Raw genomic sequence first — 16,303 nt, 5'->3', positions numbered from 1 at the left:
CCTTTATTATATAATCGCAAAGCTCGAAAGTCAAATTTTTAGCCCAACTCTCCCGACACGATTTCGCGCCCTATTTCTTTTATGCGCGACATAAGCTCGGGCCAGTAATTTTTATACTCTCTTTCGGTAAGCTTATCGAGCCCTATGTTGCCGAGAGCTTCCTCTTCGGGCAAAAACGTGTAGTAAGTAAAACACATAAGCCCGCCTTTGCACGGTAGTTTTTTTAAAGTTTCGTAGCAGCCGTTCAAATGTTCTATGCAATATTCCTCGCTCTTATCGCCTCTGTAATTCATTGTGCACGGAATCATCCACACGCGCAAATCCTTTCGGTTGCCCGTGCGTTCGAGCATAAGGCGAAGCACTTCGTTATAGTCTGCGTTCCACTTATGATACATATCGAACGCCACATCTGTTAAAAACCTTGTCGATTTCGGATTTATAGGCTCTATGTTGTTTATCGTCCAAAATTCGGGCGCGACTCCCGCTATCGAAAAACACACGAAAAATCTTTTTTCGGGCGCCGCTTCGGTGCGGAAATATCCCGTAAATTCTTCAAGCCAATCGTTTTTGATATTCCACAGCATGGGTTCGTCCATATAAAACCCTTCGACGCTGTCGTACCAACCGCGCGCTTTCAACTCGGCAAGCATAGCGTCCACGTTTTGTCGGAAATCGGCAAAAAATTCGGTTGTCGGATTAAATTCCGACTTGCTTTCTCCGTTGTCGGCAATAGTTACGTTGTTTATACTTTTAAAACCGAGATAAGTTACGCCGAGCCACGCTTTTTTATCGGAATGGCGCGTGATTTCGTTCATACTCACAGCAAATTCTTCGCTGCGGTAATCCGATTCCACTAAAAATGTGTTTATATAGTTGCTTTTCGCCGCCTCGAAAAAATACGAGGGGGCGCGCTCGTAAGCGGTGTGAAAAATGCCGAATAAAGTCTGTCCCATACTGTTCCTTTTCGTTACCGCGCGCCGCGCCCGTTTGAGCGCGGCGGGTAACGCGTTTATTTTTTTTTAATTTACGCCTTAGCTTCTTATTGATTTACGGTGATAAGGAAATCGTCGAGGTAAAAAATTCGACCTGTCGGAATAACCGCTTCCCAACGACGCAATCGAAATCTTTGCCTGAGTCAAGTCTATATCCGCCGCAAGCGCAAGTATTTCGTCTTTTGTAATGGTAAGCTCAGTCCAAGTGCGAGCGGGAATATTGAACGTTTTAACGGCTTGATTAACGTTTTCGCCGTTATTTACTTTAAAACCAAATACGGTACCCCCCCCCGAAGTAAGTTCGTTGTCGGAATCGAAGTAAATCCACACCGAGACTTTGGAAGCGTTCGTTATATCGAACGTTGCGGCATCTATTCCCTTAAACACAACGTTAGGCCAAACGCCGCCGTCTTGACGAACGGTAATTTTCAACGACTTATTTCCGCCGTGAGCCTGTTCGTCGCTAAGCGACACCGGCCACGTCCAAACGTCGTCGGCATTGTCTCCTATTCTATTCAAGTCGGCAGTCTTTTCAAAACTTATAGAGTTGGGGTCGGGTAATTCCTCGTTGTTTTTAAGCATAACGTCGTCTACATAGAACACGCTTCTGTTCTTATAGTCGGACGCGTCGTTGCCGTAAACAATAGTAACTTTGGTAAGGTCAAGATTAGGTTTGCTCTCTCTTACTTTCGCCACCGAAAGAGTTACTTCCGTCCATACCTTAGAAGGCAAGCTTACTGTGGAACCCACTTTATTCGCGCTGTTTATGTCTTCGTCGGAAACAAACAATGCAAAGCCTTCGATTGCCTCGTCGCCCGCGTTATATACCCACATTGAAATATAATCGTATTCCGAAATGTTCCAAAGTTGATAGCCGTTGCGAGCGAATATAATACGCGGCCAAGTTCCGTCTTTTGCGTGAGGAGTTATTTTAAGGCTACCCCCCCCCGTTTCGCCGTGCGAGAAAGTTGTGTCTATCTGGCGCGGCCAACACCAAGTGTCGGCGTCGGTACCGTCGGCATCCGAAAGATATGCGGGAGTATCGAACACGCTGATTTCGCCCGGCTCGCGTACCGAAACTTTCGTCGATTTAGTTTGTTTGTTTTCGCCCTCGCCCGCGCTTACCGTAACCGTGTAGTGCCCGCTTTCCGTAGCTTGAAAGCTTTCGGCAGGCATAGCCTTGCCCGAAGGCGAAGTTACGGTATAAGTCACTTCGAGTTCTTTGTCGTTGCCGTCGAGAGCGCCCGCCGCAGGAAGCTCCACAGTGTCGCCGAGCTCGTACACTTCGGTAGGCTCCAAAAGCGCAAGGTCAACGTCTTTGGAATGGTCCCACGCGGGCAAACCGATTACTTCGCGCCCTATATCGACGTAAAGATTTTTAAGAGCTTTATCGTAGTAGTCGCCCGAATTGTTAAAAAACGTATGAAGCCCGTAGCCCCAATCGCCCTCTATTCCGTCGGCAAACGAGAACGACACAATGCCCACATATCGAGGCTCTTGAATAGCTTCGGTGTACATGCCCTTAATGTGCTCCACCATATCGCCCGTTTGCTCGGGATTATCCGAGAAGCCTTTGGGGCAACCCCAAATCCACTGGTTCTGAAGCGCTTTGGATTTGAGTTTTTCAAGGTATTCTCGGCGCGTCTCGTCGTTCCACTTTCCGTAGCTGTCGTACATTACGTCGGTGCAATACTCGTTATACGACGCGTTCAATTCGGGATAGCCTTCGTATTTGGCAATGCCTATATCGTAACCCGTCATTGTGGTGATAACCTTAATATTCGGATATTTGTCGCGCAACATTTTGGTTACCGTGCGGAAAGCGTCTTCGGGCACGCCGTTCCAAGCGGGCTCGTCGAAGTAGAAGCCGAGAATAGTTCCGTCTTCGATATATTCCGCAATCGCCGTAGCGGTTTCGTTCCACACCTCTTCATGATTAGCCACAAGCGTCGCGGTGTTCGCCTGAGTAATCTGCCCACCGACGAACATGCCGTGAACAGAGAAAATCGCTTTCATGCCCGCCGCTTTAACAGCCGCAAGACTTTCTTGCGCGGCGGCATGGCTCCACGCCGAGTTAATCATAATCACGTTGGAGTTTTTAAGCGAAGCTATTTCGCTTATGTAAGAGCCTTGCGAACGGAAACCGTCTCCGTGAAAATAACCGAAATATTTCAGGTTTTCGTTTTTGTTTTCGGGCATTGTTTCCCAGTCGGATGAAATCACCGTATTAGTGTTGTCTCCGTCCGGTTTTTTGCCGCCGTCGTCGTTCGGTTCGTCCGTCTTGCCGCACGCGGTTGCAAACGCCACGCATAAGCATATAAGCGCGCTCAGCAAGATGATTAGCCATTTGTTTGTCTTTTTCATAGTCCCTCCAAAAAATAATTTATTTTGTTTAGCGGATTGCTCCGTTTCAACCTTTTAAGCCGCCCGCAACCGTGTTTTCCATAATGGTGTTCTGAAAACAGCAAAACACGATTAAAATGGGCAGAACCGAAAGAAGTATCGCGCAGTAGTAAATGGGAACGTTGCTTCGGTACGTTTGAATTATATCGAACCGATAAATGCCGAGCGCCAAAGTCGGCGAGTTTTTAAGATACAAAAACGGCGTGTAGTAGTCGTTCCATATTCCTATACAGCTCAAAATCGAAATCGACACAATGGCGGGCAAAGCTTGCGGTAAAATTATTCGCCAATACACTTTCCAATCGGATGCTCCGTCGATAAATCCCGCTTCCGCGTAAGTCCACGAAACCGACCTATAAAAGCCGTGCAGAATTATAAAGTTAAAACCGAAGCCGCCCGCATAAAGTGCCAAAATTCCCACAGGGTTGTTTAGTTGCAACTGCATAACAAGCTTATATGTTGCGGGAAGATTGCCCACTATGGGAATAATCATTGTGAAAATCGCTATTCTGTAAATAATCTTACTGCCCCAAAACGGGTATTTGGCAACTATATATGCCGTAGCGCTCGACACCATAACCGCAACGAACGTGCCAGCAAACGTTAGCCACAAGCTGTTTCCTATCATTCCGAGCATAGACGTGGCGCCTATTTTAAACTCGCGGAACGCCGTTATATAATTGCTGAAAAGCCATTGCTTTGGCAGTGCGAACACCTTTTCGTAATATTCGTCGTCGGTTTTGAGCGAACTCAAAAACGCCCACACGAACGGAAGAATTATCGTAACCGCATACACGAAAAAGAATACGAAAACCAACGAAAGAACTATTTTTTCGGTTCTCGGACGTTTTATAAAGCTTTTTAACATTTTTCAAACGCTCCTATGCTGTTCTATGTGTGACGTAACACATGCTAATACTCCACGTCCTCGAAAATTTTCCCGAGAACCCCTTTAACAATCATAACGAGCGGAAAACCTATAACAGTGAAAACGAGTCCTATTGCGGCGGGATATTCGTAGGAATTGCTTTGAACCTCGTTAAATATAAAGTAGCCGATTGTCATGGTTTTGTACTGCCCTTCGGTGAACAAAAGTATAGGTCCCGAGTTTGTGAACAGTCCCGCCGTAGCGAACACCAACAACGTGGAAAGCGTAGGCCAAATCATGGGAATTATTATCTGCACGAGTTCGCGCGTCATTTTAACGCCGTCGAGTTTCGCGTATTCGAGCACGTCGGTAGGAAGCCGGTGAATCGCTCCCGTAAGTAGCACAATGTTGCTTCCGAATCCCGTCCAAAACACATAGAACAGTATTGTTCCCATGCTGTATTTTTCGTCGGTAAGCCACTCCAAGCTAACGTCGCGCCCCGTTAAAGCCGATAAAATGGTGTTTACCGGTCCTTCCACCGCAAGCAGATACTTGAAAAGCGCCACCAAAACCGCCGCCGATATGATTGACGGAAGAAAGAATACAACGCGGAAAAACTTTGAACACGGCACCTTTTTATACAAGTAATACGCAAACAGAAGCGACACGGGAAGTCCTATTACAGTGCCCACCAAAAACAGCAAAAACGTGTTCGTTAAAGCAAGCGACAACTCCATATCGGGCATACGGAACTCGTGGAAAAACCTTTTAAAGTTGTCTAAACCCCAACTCACGCCCGTGCGAGTGGTGAGCTTGAAAGCCAACAAAATAGAATCCACGTTCACATAAACCCAGAAAATTGCGAACTGAATAAGTCCTATGCTAAGCATAGCACCTATAAAGATGCCTCTCCGTATCTTTCTGCTACGAAAAAAATTGCTTTTTACTTTCTCTCCGCTCATTGTTTAGCCCACAACTTTCATGTAGTCAGACCATTTTTCGGAAAGAAGTCTGCCTTCTTTATCGAAGTATTCTCTTGCCGAAAGCGCACCCGTTTTCTTGCCCATCGCAACTTCGGGCTTTTCGTTGCCGACGTAAGTATCGAGCCCCGCACGGTAATGAATGGGGTCGCGCGCCGAAGAATAAATGTATTTTGTGTCGCCTTGCATAATTTCGTTCACCGACTTGCGAAAGAGCGAGAGCTCTCCTTCCGCATTGATTTGCGAAGCGTTCACAACGGGCAAATAACTTCTCGATTCGCGCAACACGATTTTAATTCCCTCGTCGCTGTACATAAAACGCAAGAAGTCTATTGCCATGTCTTTGTTCACGCTAACTTCGGGAACAAAACCCACCGAGCTGTTTGCAAGAGTGAAAGTGTACGAACGCGCGACGCGCACTTTTTCGAACACCTCGTCGCTCACGCCGTCTAATTGCTCCGCCCCGTCGTCGAGCGCACCGATTATTTCACACAGTTTTTCGTCGGTAAGGCTAACGCCGCTTTCGCTCTCTATAACGCTTGCGAGCTCGGATATAACGGGAGTGCGAATCATTTTTATATTGGCTTTGTAGTCTGACGAGTTTTCCGCTTCCATTTCAAACCAATCGCCCGTAACATACATACACGCTCTGCCCTGCAAGAAATATTTTTGCGTTTGGTTAAAGCTGTTGTTCATGCTGCTCGAATCGCAATAACCGTTGCTTCTTTTAATAATTCTTTCGAGAACTTCGAACGCTTTGAGCTTTGCTTCGGGTCTGTACGCTTCTTGCGCATATTCGCCGTTTATTTTCACGTTTTGCATGTTGTTCCAAGTTTCGAGTCCGCCGTATTGCGCAATCCACGGATAGTAAAGATACCGCCAATATTCCACAGCTTCGCCGCTGTATATAAACGGATAAACAGTATGTTTAACGCCCGACACGGTAACTTTCGCTTGCGCCGCCGTAATTGCGTCGCACAGCGCGAACAGTTCGTCGGTGGTGCGAGGTTCGCGCCAATTCCCTTTGCCGAGCGCGTTATCGAGCGCGTCGGCGTTTAGAATGAGCGAACACGGTCCCGACGGAGAAGGCACGGTGTAATACTTGTTTTCGAATTCTTTCCAATCGCCGCCGTAAGTCATTTCCGAAACCACTTCGGGCATTATTTTGTCTTTAACGGTGGTGTTCTCTTCGTTTTCTCCCGCTTTGGGCGAAAGCGAATACAATTCGCTTATGTCCGCAAGAGAACCGTAGTTTTCGCAATACGTTCCCACGCCCACCCCGTCGATAAAAAACAAATCGACGTCTGTCATGTTGGTTTGAAGCGCCGTTACCGCCGTTTCGCGCACCAACGGATTGCACGTTACCACAACTTTGGCTTCGGGATTGTGCGCAATGTAAGCGTCTTTAAGCGCCGTAGCCCAAGTACTGCCGTAGCCGCCCTCGAACGACGCTATATTCAGCGTTCCTTTAACTCCTTTCAGCTTACCGCCGCAACCGCTCATTCCCAAAGCGAACACAACGGCGAGCAACGAGCTTAAAAGCTTGCACATTCTTTTCATGGTCATCACTTAACCTCCTGAATTTTTCGGTTCCGAATTTCGAAACGCAAATTTTGTTTTTTATTGTCTTACCTGAATACAGTATAACACAGCAAAAACGTCATTTCAAGATGTATTTTTGTGATTTTTTTCATTTTCTTTATTAAAAGTAAAGAAAATCACACTTAAAATATTGTTTTTGTATAAAAAATATTGTATAATAGCTTTATGATAAACGCTAAACCTCAATCATATTCCATATTTGCGGCGGCAAACCGAAACAAATGTTTTCAAGTAAGCGGCTATTATGTGCATTATTACAACTGCTTCGACATGATTTTTCACAGCCACGACCGCATTGAAATGATGTATGTGGTAATGGGCGAAGTGCAAATAGAATTTCAATCGCAAAGCGGAGAACAAGAAAAATATACAATTCTTCCCAACTCGTATATTTTCATAGACGCGAACGTTCCCCACAAAATAACAATCGACAATATAGTTACGAAAATATGCAACCTCGAATTTACGCTCACCGACGCTACCGATTATAACTTTACCATAAACGCGCTTTGCAATAAAGATTCTTGCGTGCGCGAATTTTTTCAACTTAAAAAACCTGTTACGCGAATATCCGACGACGGTCTTTTCGTGCAGAATATTTTAATGATTCAAAAATACATAGGAAACGAAATAAACAGACAAAACGATTCCTATTTAAACTATTTGCTAAGCGGAATGCTTCTTCTCATGGCAAAACAGTGCGATAAAGGCAAGAGCCACATGCCGGGAATGAGCTACATAAATAAAGCCGTAGGCTACATTCACGAAAACTATAACCGCCCTATCACTCTCGACGATATTGCGGACGTTTGCGGAGTGTCGCCCAACTATTTGAACCTTTTGTTTTCAAACAGCTTTAACGTTACCGTTAAAACTTATGTAAACAAACACCGCATTAACCGCGCAACTCTTTTGCTCACCTCTTCCGACCTATCAATCGACGAAATCCGCAAACAAACGGGATACAACAACAAAGCTATATTCCACCAAAACTTTTTGAAGTTCGTTGGCATACCGCCCGGAAAGTTCAGACGCAACAACCGCCAAAACAATATAGTTAAAACTCAGCTCGGCGAAGAAAACAACACTTATTGGAATTTGACACAGTGACAAATGTCATTGCGAGCGTAGCGAAGCAATCCCACGCATGGAACGACCACAGTAGAAAAGGCTGTCGAGAACGACAGCCTTTTTGCTTAACTATTAGGCACTTTGTTATTTTATTCTTTGCGCGCTTTTTTACGAACCGCAATCGCGCCCGCCGCTACCGCAATAGCTACAACGCCGAACGAAAGAGCAAATCCGCTTGCGGAAAGTTCTCCGCCGCATTTCTTGTTTTTGCTCTCGTCCGGCTTCTGCTGTTCGCCGTCGGTAGGCTTGTTGTCGTCGGGTTCGTTTCCGCCCTCCGACTTCTTCTCCACGTCGTTTATTTTTTCCTTAGCGTCCAAAATTGCGTTTGTCGCTGCGGTATCGCTCGTAGCGGCGTCGATTTTTTCGTGCGCTTCCGTTACGAACGCTTGAATTTTAGCCCAATTTTCGGCGGTGTAGTTGCCCTCGCCTTTTTCGTTGGCAAAATCGGTTATTTCCTTTTTCCAAACCGCTTTGTTTGCTTCGAATTCCGCCGCCGCAGTAACAACGGCGTCTATGTCGGCTTTCGCTTTTGCAACAACGGCTTCCACGCCCGAAGCTTCGGCTTCGTCTATCGCTTTAAGAGCTTCGTCGCATATATTGCGAAGTTCCGCCCATTTAACGGCGCTGTAATTGCTCTGACCTTTAAGGTACGAATAGCGCTCCAAGCCGTGCTTTGCGTTAAGCTTATCTTCGTCGGCGGTGTTGCTGTCGTAAATGTCTATATGCCCTAATTCTATTTCGCTTTGTCCGTCGGCGGGCTTATAAATATGCACGCGGAACTGCGGCGCGTCGCTTACCGCATTGAGCTTATATATAAATGTCAACTTAGTCCAACGCCCCGTAGCATAATCGCCGAGCTCGGTTTTAACTTCGGTTGCGTCAACTTCCCAATTTGTACCCACAAGCGAAAATTTTACTACCGTCGAGCTTTCGGGGCGAACGTTATTTTCAAGAATTTCTTCGTACGCCGTAACCGAAACAGTATCCTGACCTTGCAACTCATAATCAATATACGACTCTTTCGCATCCGGATTTGCTCCAAACACAATGCGGTCGGGGTCGCCGATTTTATCTTGCTTGTCGTTATTCACGGCAACATTATAAACGTCGGCGCGCTGTCCGTCGATTGCGTTACCATTGCAAATATCGGTGTAAACGGGAGCAATCGTAACTTCGTCTTTGGGCGGCAACTCGTTTGTATGCGTTATTTCCACTTTTGTGATTTGCTGCATCCACATTGCTTTAACTTCGCCCTCCACATAAGCGGACGGAATTACGCGCACCCATTCGGCTCCCTCTCCTATTATAAACGTGTATTCTTTTCGAGTCCAATTCTCGGACGGCACTTTAGCGGTGTTGTTTACTTCCAACACTCCACCGCCGCCTTGCGCAAAAACCATTATGGGGGCGAACGCGTCAACGGCTTCTGCCGCAAGGTCTACCGTAACTTTAATGAGATTGTGTCCGCTTACCGCATACTGCGCGTAGGCAAATTCGGCTCCGAGAGTTTCATCCCACAAGTTTTCGGCGGTAGGCGCAACTGAGGGAGCTTTGTTTGAAAAATATCTGCTATCCTCTCCGAAACCAACGTCGGAACTTTGCATGCTCATTCCGTAAATATCCGCAGTAACCGCGCCTTCTCCTCCCACTTGACCGCATTCGTCAATAATGGGCGAAATAGTTCCCCCCCCCGCGTCGTCGGCGAGCGCCGCAATATGCACGAATCCCGCGAACACAAGCGCGAGCGCAAGCAATAGCGTCGCAGCAATACACAGCCTTTGTTTTACCTTCATCATTTTAATTTTCTCCTTATAATTTTTTTCGGCGTTACGCCGATTATTAACGATAACGTTACGGCTCCGAGCGCAATCGCGGCAACTCCACGCTGCGAACTTACGTTTGCCGAGCAACCCGATTTTTTCGGTTCTGCGGGAGTTTGCGTTTCGTTCCCGTTCACCGAAGGTTTTTCGCTTTCTCCGCTGTTAGAACCGTTTTCGTCCGTCGGCTCGTTTGTAAGCTCGAATAGTTCTATAAACGCGCCGCCGCCGTTGCCGAGATAGAACGTGTGGGAATTGCTTTTCATTCTCACTTCTTTTTTTGTTCCGTTGGCATAAATTTTGAGTAAATACGGTTTGTCGAAATTAACGGTTATTTCGGGCATAACGTTTAACGACGGGTCGTTATAGTTCGCCAAAAGTAAAGCGTCGTTCTTGCCGTTAAAAAATGTTCCCGCTATAACGTCGTGCTTCGTTTGAACGCTTTTAATTGCCTTATGCTCTCTAAGCGGTTCTTTCACCGACTCGAAATTCGCGTTTTTCTCGCAGGCGGAACCTTCTATAAGCATTGTGCCCGTCCAACCGTAGTCAAGATATATGTCGGCAAAAAAACTTATGTCGGAGTTAAGCTCTTGAACGTAGTCGTATACCTTAGTTTTGTTTCCGCTAAGGTCGAACATTCCGGGCTGAGCGCCGAATTCTCCGTTCGCCATAGAAAGATAAGTGAACCACGTCAGCCCCTTAACGCCGTATGCAAGCGCGCTGTAAGCCTGAAAGCCCAAATCCGCTTTACTGCTTATGTTGCGCAAATACGCTTTATCCGACGGATTATAGTGCCCCGTAGACGCTATAATAGCGTATAGCTCGGCGTTGTGTTCTTTTGCCGAAACAGCCGCAGTTTGCAAATTAAGCAAATGCGTGGTTTTCATTTTGTATTCCGACGGCACTCTGCCTTCGAGCACATAATAATCGTATGAAATCCTGTTTTCTCCGATTGTGTCGAAATACTTGTTCAAATACTCTTCGTATTCCGAAATGGCGTAGTTAGGAAACAAATTCACATAAAATATTTTGTTCGGCAAAAGCGCGCTATATCTTTCCGCCGCTACTTTAAGAGAATCGAGCTCGTTATAGTTCGGTTCGTCCATTATAAAGTGCCCTGCAAAGCTTTCGTCGTTCGCGTAAGGCGCCACCATAGCGCGAGCCGAACTTTCGTTGTAGTTAGCGCTCTTTAAATAGGAGATAAGCGATTCGTCGTAAACAAGAGTTTTAATTCCGAGCTTTGCGCACACGTCGGTTAAACGTTTGCGGTAGTACATATTGTCGCCGCTCCACACGTTCGGCAAATTAAAGTTTATTCCGCTTGCGGCAAGTTCCGTCATGGCGTTTTCGAAATCCACCGAATCGGACATTCCGCTTTCGCCCACTTCGGGAGGAGTAATCCAGCCCGACACCGAAAACTTGCTATCGTTGATTTTCACCGTTTGAGTTTGCACGCTTGCGGAATTATACAGCTCGACACGCCCTAATTGCAAAAGCTCGGGCTCGCTCTGAGGATAAATATGTATTCTAAGCGTTTTGTCGGATAGCGGCGAATCGAGTTTATAAGTAAGCTTTATTCGAGTATAGCGCACAGGCTCTTCGCTCCGCCCTATTTCTACTTCGGTTTGAGTGGGCTCGGTTTCCCAATTAGTTCCTATAACCGAAAACTTAGGCAGCTTCGACTGAGGGCGCTTGTTCCCCGTTAAAATCTTTTCGTATAAGTAGACCACCGCAGTATCTTGTTCTTTAAGCGAATAATCGAGGTAACTTTCGGTAGCGCCGGGATTCGCTCCGAACACAGCCCTCGACGTATCGCCCACAGCGCCTACGTTGTCGGACAAAAGCGATATGTTAAACGTATCGGACCTTTGCCCCGCGTTTGCGGCGGAATCGATTTTGTCAACGTATTTTTCTACGCTCATAAGTTCGGCTCCTTTCGCAAAACTACGCGCGGTCGGCAACAACGCTACCGACAGCAGCACCGCCACCGCAAGCGCCGCTAACGGAAACAGTTTGATTTTTTGCATTTTTCTTAGTTCCTCCTTTTTCCAACTCCCATGCAACGAACACGGGAACGGCGCTCCAACCGTGACACAAGCTTCCCGCTCCGCCAAAGTCTCGCGCGCCCTTAATCGTTTCCCAAAACGTAGTTGCGCCGTGTTCGAGCATGTAACCCCATTTTTCGGCAACGTCTATCTTCACATATTCCTCGTAGCCGCCCTCTTCGAACAAAACCTCGTACTTAAAAATGTAATTGCTCACGGTAAGCGGCACAAGGTCGTTTTCGTTTGTTATCAAATCGAGCAGCTTTTTTCTTTCCTCCTTTTTCGCAATTTCGCTATACAGCGCCAACACCTGAGTGTATTCGCTCAAATGGCGTAGCTCTCCGTTTTCGCAATACGTTCTAAAAAGCCCGTCATTTCCGCAAAAAACTGTGCGAGCGCATTCGCGCAAATTTTCGGCAAGCGCGCGGTAACGCTCTCCCACTCCGCTATCGTAGCCGAGAACGTCGCAAACGTCAGCAAAACAGCTAAGCGCCTTCACCGCGAAAGCGTTCACGGGAAGAGAATATTTGTCGCGTTGTTCGCGTTGCTCGAAAATTTCCGTTTCGTTGTGCAGCCCTTCTTCCCACTCGAAAAAGTTCCATTCCGCAAGCGTGGGAATAAGCCCGTTCCGTACCGACGCTATGTAATGTTCAAGCATTGCGCGGGTGTTTTCGAAAACGTCGGCAAGCAGCGTCTTATCTCCCGTTTCGGCGTAATACTCTTTAAGCATAGGCGGATACACAAGCGAAAACGACGGTATCGAAAGTTCGCTCTCGCTCGGCGAAGTTATGGGAAGCGCGTTTTTTGAAGTGAGACGGTGCGCCATAGCTCTGAGCGCCGCCGCAGGCATTTGCGTTTCGCCGAACGCGCGGTAGCCGCATAAAATTTGCGTGCGGCTGTCCATAGCGTACTGCGCCTGTTCGCGCCACGGGCAATCTTCGTAATGCTCGTGAATACAACAGTCTAAAGTTCTAACCGCCGCATCGTAGATTTCACGCGAAACAGCGTCGCCGTTATATTTTTTGTATTCGTGCGGATATACGGCTTCGTTCACTCCCAAAAAATTTACGGTTATGTCGGTGCGGCTGAGTTGCAAATATCTGAGCCCGAAACGCAAGAAATATTCTCGGAACACGTTGCGTCCTTTTTTAAGAACGAATTTCACAGAAAAGTCGCGCTCGTGTATCGTTCGGCGCACGCCGCCGTCTATAACATGCTCGCCGTAAGAAACCGTTAGTTCTTTTTCCGAGTCGCTCTCTATATCGAAGCACAAATAGCCCGCATACTCACGTTTCGCGTCGTAAAGCCCGTTTCCCGAGCTTAAAAACGGCACGCTGTTGCTTGCGTCCAGCTTTTTAACGGGACGCGGCGCAAATTTGCGTTTCACGTCGCACACAACGCTTTTCGAAAATCCGGTAGCGTCGCCGGTTTTCCAACCGTCTTGCGCCCTGAAATCGTATTTAAAACTCATTCCCAACTGCGGCGTAATATACGGCAGATTGCCCGAAGCATAAGTTTTGGAAAGTCTCGACGGCACGCGCTTGTCGGAAACGAGCACCGTTTTTCCGCCCGCAATTACTTCGAATATTATCCCCTTGCCGTTAGCTATGTGGGAAGCGGTTGAATAATTTTTGGAAAGCGCCGACACGGCAAGCACGTTTTTTCCTTTATTCGCTTGCAAATAGTATTCGTCGTAAATTTTTTCGTCGGGAAAATCGGAATATTGATTGAATCCCGCAAGTTCGCCGTTTATAAACGCGGCATAATCCGATTTAGCGCAAATCCGCAATATTATTTCCGCAGACGCGGGCAAATCGAACTCGCATAAAAATTCGCCGTATTCGTTGATTTCGTTAGGGGAATCGGAAAGCCAAATCCATTTGGAGTTTTCAAATACCATTTTTTCCTCTCAATAGTCGGTGAATGTGGGTGCGGCAAAGTATACGGGATTTCTCGAAGAGCTGTTCACGTTAAACCCGAAAGCAACGTTTTCAATATTGTCGCGCTGAATACGAACGCGGAACGTGTACGCCTTGTTAGGTTCGAGAGGAGTTCCCGTAACGTCCTCGCCGCCCAAAAATACGTTGAGGTCGCCCTCTTGAGGAGTGCTTTCGCTCGACGACACGTTGCCGCTCGGCTCGTAACGCAACGAATAACCGCCCGTCCAAATCATGACGTGGCGAATATTCACGTCGGTGAACATTATGTCGAGGCGCATATATTGATAGTTTCTGTATTGCGAGAACGCTATTCCGCCGATTGCCACGCGGGTATCCCAAATAGCGTTATCCCATTCCGCAGCCGTTCCCGACGAATATGCAACCCAATATTTGTCGAACGCGTCTATGGGCTCCACACCCACGTCTAACCCCGCGCCCGTTTCAGCATAAACGCAGTTTAAAAGCGGAAGTTCTTCGGGCTGTTCGAATCCGTAAGTATCGGAAAAGTAATCTTCGGAACACAAAACCGCGTCGCTCAAATATGCGGTGGCGGCGGCGTTAAAAGCAAATCCGTATTCGAACGCTTTTTCTCCGCCGTTGTTTACTCCCTCGCCCGCCTTGTTAAGATTTACGGCAACGGTGTAAACAATGTTTTCGTCAAAGCTTTTTGCTATTTTGCCGTAAGCGTCGTAGAATACAAAGCAACTGTCTTGCGTTACAAGGTTGGGCATTCCTTTAATAACCTTTTTGTAGCCCGCAAGCCACAGCGAAGTTCCCTCGTTCGGCTGTTCTGTAAATTTTACTTTGAACAACATTCGGTCGAATTTGGCACTGTTGCCGTTCTCGTATGCGCCGCTTACGAAAACGCGGGATTGAAACCCGCCCGCCGTTTCGTAGCGGTACACGTTGTCGGATTCCGTAAAGCCGAGTTCCGTTTTGCCCGATTCTATAGGTATTAGCGCAGAGCCCGCGTGAGCAGAGTCTTCGAAACGCAGCGCGGCTTCCTCGCTCTTGGTAACCGTTACGCGCACCGTTATGTCTCGCGTAAAGCGTTGCCCTTTATAGCGCGTGTATGCCGACACAACCGCATTGCCGCGCGACAGCGCCGTAACAGTTCCCGTTTCGCTAACGCTCGCAACTTCGGGACGCGACGATTCCCACACAACGGGAACGTCCAAAACCTCGCTGTTCTCTTTAAACGTTGCGCTAACCGTTTTATTTCCGCCGACTTCGAGTTTTATATCGCTATCGCTAACCGATAGAGCGCGCCCCACTCGGTTGCGGCTCACAAGCACCGAACACTGCTTTTTAATCCCCGCGATTTCGCCCGTTATAACGGCGTTACCTACCGAAAGCGCGGTTATTTTTCCGTCTTGCACTACGGCGGTTTGCGGGTCGGACGAACTCCACGCAATATCCGACCTATCGGCGCCATCGAGCTTAAACGATAAGTCGTGCTCTTCGTACATAGGCATTTGCAAGTCGGTTTCCTCCAAAGAGAATTTCACCTCGCCGCAAGACGACAGCACCGGCAAACTCAAAACGAGAGCAAGCAAAACCGTTAACAATCTTTTAGTTTTCATAAACGCGCGACCTCCTGTGCGTCATTTAAGTAGCCTTATTTCGTATTTCAAAATTATTCTTTTATTCCGCCCATAGAAACGTTGCCCATTATTTTATTGTGAAAACAAAAGAACAACACGAGTATGGGCACCGCGAGTATGCAACATCCCGCAAGCTTCATGGGCGCGCTCGATATTGCGGGCTTATACGACTGGCTGTATTCGTACAGTCCGAAAGCGAGCGTTTTTATGTTTGGCATGAACGACATTGTCATGTAGTAATCGTTCCAAAAGTCGATAAATTTGATTAGCATTATTGTGAAAAAAGTGTTGCGAACGAGCGGCAAAATTATTTTTAGCATAACCATTAGGTTAGACGCTCCGTCCACATAAGCGGCTTCCGAGAAATCTTTGGGGAGCGCTTTAAACACTCCGTAAAATATAAGAAAGTGCATTCCTAAAAATCCCGCTTTCATAATCCACATGCCGAGCATCGAATCGTAAAGTCCCAAAGTTTTCACAAGCTGAATTTCGGACGGCAAGCTGCCCACTATCGGCAAAATCATAGTAACTATAACAATGCCGTAAATAATTTTGCTTGCAAAAAAGTTAAATCTTGCCGATGCATACGCCATTATGCAAGTAACCAAAGTTCCTATAAACGCCGAACCGAGCGCAAACAGCAACGAATTTAATAGCATTTCCCAAATCTGCACTGTGCGAACGCCTTTATTCGTGGTTATGCTCGACGCAAAATTATCCGCAGCGGTTTTATAATTTGAGAACAACCACTTTTTCGGAAGCCCGAAAGGATTGTTCAAGTAGTCGAGGCGTCCTTTAACCGACGTGAGCAACGACCACAAAAGCGGCACAACAAGCGATACAACGTAAAGCACGAGTATAACGAATATTACGATTGAAAGCGGCGACAATGAAAATTTGCGTTTTGTTTTTTCTTTCATA

General features: G+C 47.0%; 11 protein-coding genes. 1 reads left to right on the top strand and 10 read right to left on the bottom strand.

The window, feature by feature from the left end:
• Positions 1-38 precede the first annotated feature (38 nt).
• From NFR62_RS00845 to NFR62_RS00825, 5 genes are all read right to left on the bottom strand, one after another.
• Positions 39-953, bottom strand: coding sequence for a hypothetical protein (locus NFR62_RS00845; protein WP_251612235.1), 915 nt, complete (start codon positions 951-953; stop codon positions 39-41).
• Between the two features lie 78 nt (positions 954-1,031).
• Positions 1,032-3,356: a hypothetical protein gene (locus NFR62_RS00840; protein WP_251612233.1), complete on the bottom strand. Its 2,325-nt coding sequence runs from the start codon at positions 3,354-3,356 to the stop codon at positions 1,032-1,034.
• A gap of 46 nt (positions 3,357-3,402) precedes the next feature.
• Positions 3,403-4,263 (bottom strand): carbohydrate ABC transporter permease, encoded by an 861-nt coding sequence (locus NFR62_RS00835; RefSeq protein WP_251612231.1) that lies wholly within the window; start codon positions 4,261-4,263, stop codon positions 3,403-3,405.
• A gap of 44 nt (positions 4,264-4,307) precedes the next feature.
• Positions 4,308-5,225, bottom strand: a complete 918-nt coding sequence (locus NFR62_RS00830; protein ID WP_251612229.1) for a carbohydrate ABC transporter permease — start codon at positions 5,223-5,225, stop codon at positions 4,308-4,310.
• 3 nt (positions 5,226-5,228) lie between these two features.
• The gene (locus NFR62_RS00825; protein ID WP_251612227.1) at positions 5,229-6,809 is read right to left on the bottom strand and encodes an ABC transporter substrate-binding protein; all 1,581 of its coding nucleotides are present in this window, start codon (positions 6,807-6,809) and stop codon (positions 5,229-5,231) included.
• A gap of 201 nt (positions 6,810-7,010) precedes the next feature.
• On the opposite strand from NFR62_RS00825, the gene NFR62_RS00820 reads away from it, so the two are divergent.
• Positions 7,011-7,955 (top strand): helix-turn-helix domain-containing protein, encoded by a 945-nt coding sequence (locus NFR62_RS00820; RefSeq protein WP_251612225.1) that lies wholly within the window; start codon positions 7,011-7,013, stop codon positions 7,953-7,955.
• Positions 7,956-8,065: 110 nt separating this feature from the next.
• Here the strand turns inward: NFR62_RS00820 and NFR62_RS00815 are convergent, their stop codons facing one another.
• From NFR62_RS00815 to NFR62_RS00795, 5 genes are read right to left on the bottom strand one after another with little or no spacing between them, the layout of a single operon-like run.
• Positions 8,066-9,772, bottom strand: coding sequence for a hypothetical protein (locus NFR62_RS00815; RefSeq protein WP_251612217.1), 1,707 nt, complete (start codon positions 9,770-9,772; stop codon positions 8,066-8,068).
• Positions 9,769-11,820: an OsmC family protein gene (locus NFR62_RS00810; RefSeq protein ID WP_251612215.1), complete on the bottom strand. Its 2,052-nt coding sequence runs from the start codon at positions 11,818-11,820 to the stop codon at positions 9,769-9,771. Before NFR62_RS00810 ends, NFR62_RS00815 begins: the two co-directional genes overlap by 4 nt.
• Positions 11,738-13,738, bottom strand: coding sequence for an alpha-L-rhamnosidase-related protein (locus tag NFR62_RS00805; RefSeq protein ID WP_251612213.1), 2,001 nt, complete (start codon positions 13,736-13,738; stop codon positions 11,738-11,740). Before NFR62_RS00805 ends, NFR62_RS00810 begins: the two co-directional genes overlap by 83 nt.
• A gap of 9 nt (positions 13,739-13,747) precedes the next feature.
• Positions 13,748-15,361 (bottom strand): Ig-like domain-containing protein, encoded by a 1,614-nt coding sequence (locus tag NFR62_RS00800; RefSeq protein ID WP_251612211.1) that lies wholly within the window; start codon positions 15,359-15,361, stop codon positions 13,748-13,750.
• A gap of 53 nt (positions 15,362-15,414) precedes the next feature.
• A complete protein-coding gene (locus tag NFR62_RS00795) occupies positions 15,415-16,302 on the bottom strand; it encodes a carbohydrate ABC transporter permease (protein ID WP_251612209.1) in 888 nt (295 codons plus the stop codon).
• Position 16,303: the final 1 nt, after the last annotated feature.

This window comes from Pumilibacter muris (assembly GCF_943193045.1).
Taxonomy (GTDB): Bacteria; Bacillota; Clostridia; order Christensenellales; family Pumilibacteraceae; genus Pumilibacter; species Pumilibacter muris.
The sequence above is the reverse complement of the archived record's forward strand: the minus strand, read 5'-3'. Positions and strand labels throughout refer to the sequence as shown.

Coding starts and splice junctions, on each gene's coding strand:
- NFR62_RS00825 (WP_251612227.1), bottom strand. CDS start 6,809: ATGACCATGAAAAGAATGTGCAAGCTTTTAAGCTCGTTGCTCGCCGTT.
- NFR62_RS00835 (WP_251612231.1), bottom strand. CDS start 4,263: ATGTTAAAAAGCTTTATAAAACGTCCGAGAACCGAAAAAATAGTTCTT.
- NFR62_RS00805 (WP_251612213.1), bottom strand. CDS start 13,738: ATGGTATTTGAAAACTCCAAATGGATTTGGCTTTCCGATTCCCCTAAC.
- NFR62_RS00800 (WP_251612211.1), bottom strand. CDS start 15,361: ATGAAAACTAAAAGATTGTTAACGGTTTTGCTTGCTCTCGTTTTGAGT.
- NFR62_RS00830 (WP_251612229.1), bottom strand. CDS start 5,225: ATGAGCGGAGAGAAAGTAAAAAGCAATTTTTTTCGTAGCAGAAAGATA.
- NFR62_RS00820 (WP_251612225.1), top strand. CDS start 7,011: ATGATAAACGCTAAACCTCAATCATATTCCATATTTGCGGCGGCAAAC.
- NFR62_RS00815 (WP_251612217.1), bottom strand. CDS start 9,772: ATGATGAAGGTAAAACAAAGGCTGTGTATTGCTGCGACGCTATTGCTT.
- NFR62_RS00810 (WP_251612215.1), bottom strand. CDS start 11,820: ATGCAAAAAATCAAACTGTTTCCGTTAGCGGCGCTTGCGGTGGCGGTG.
- NFR62_RS00795 (WP_251612209.1), bottom strand. CDS start 16,302: ATGAAAGAAAAAACAAAACGCAAATTTTCATTGTCGCCGCTTTCAATC.
- NFR62_RS00840 (WP_251612233.1), bottom strand. CDS start 3,356: ATGAAAAAGACAAACAAATGGCTAATCATCTTGCTGAGCGCGCTTATA.
- NFR62_RS00845 (WP_251612235.1), bottom strand. CDS start 953: ATGGGACAGACTTTATTCGGCATTTTTCACACCGCTTACGAGCGCGCC.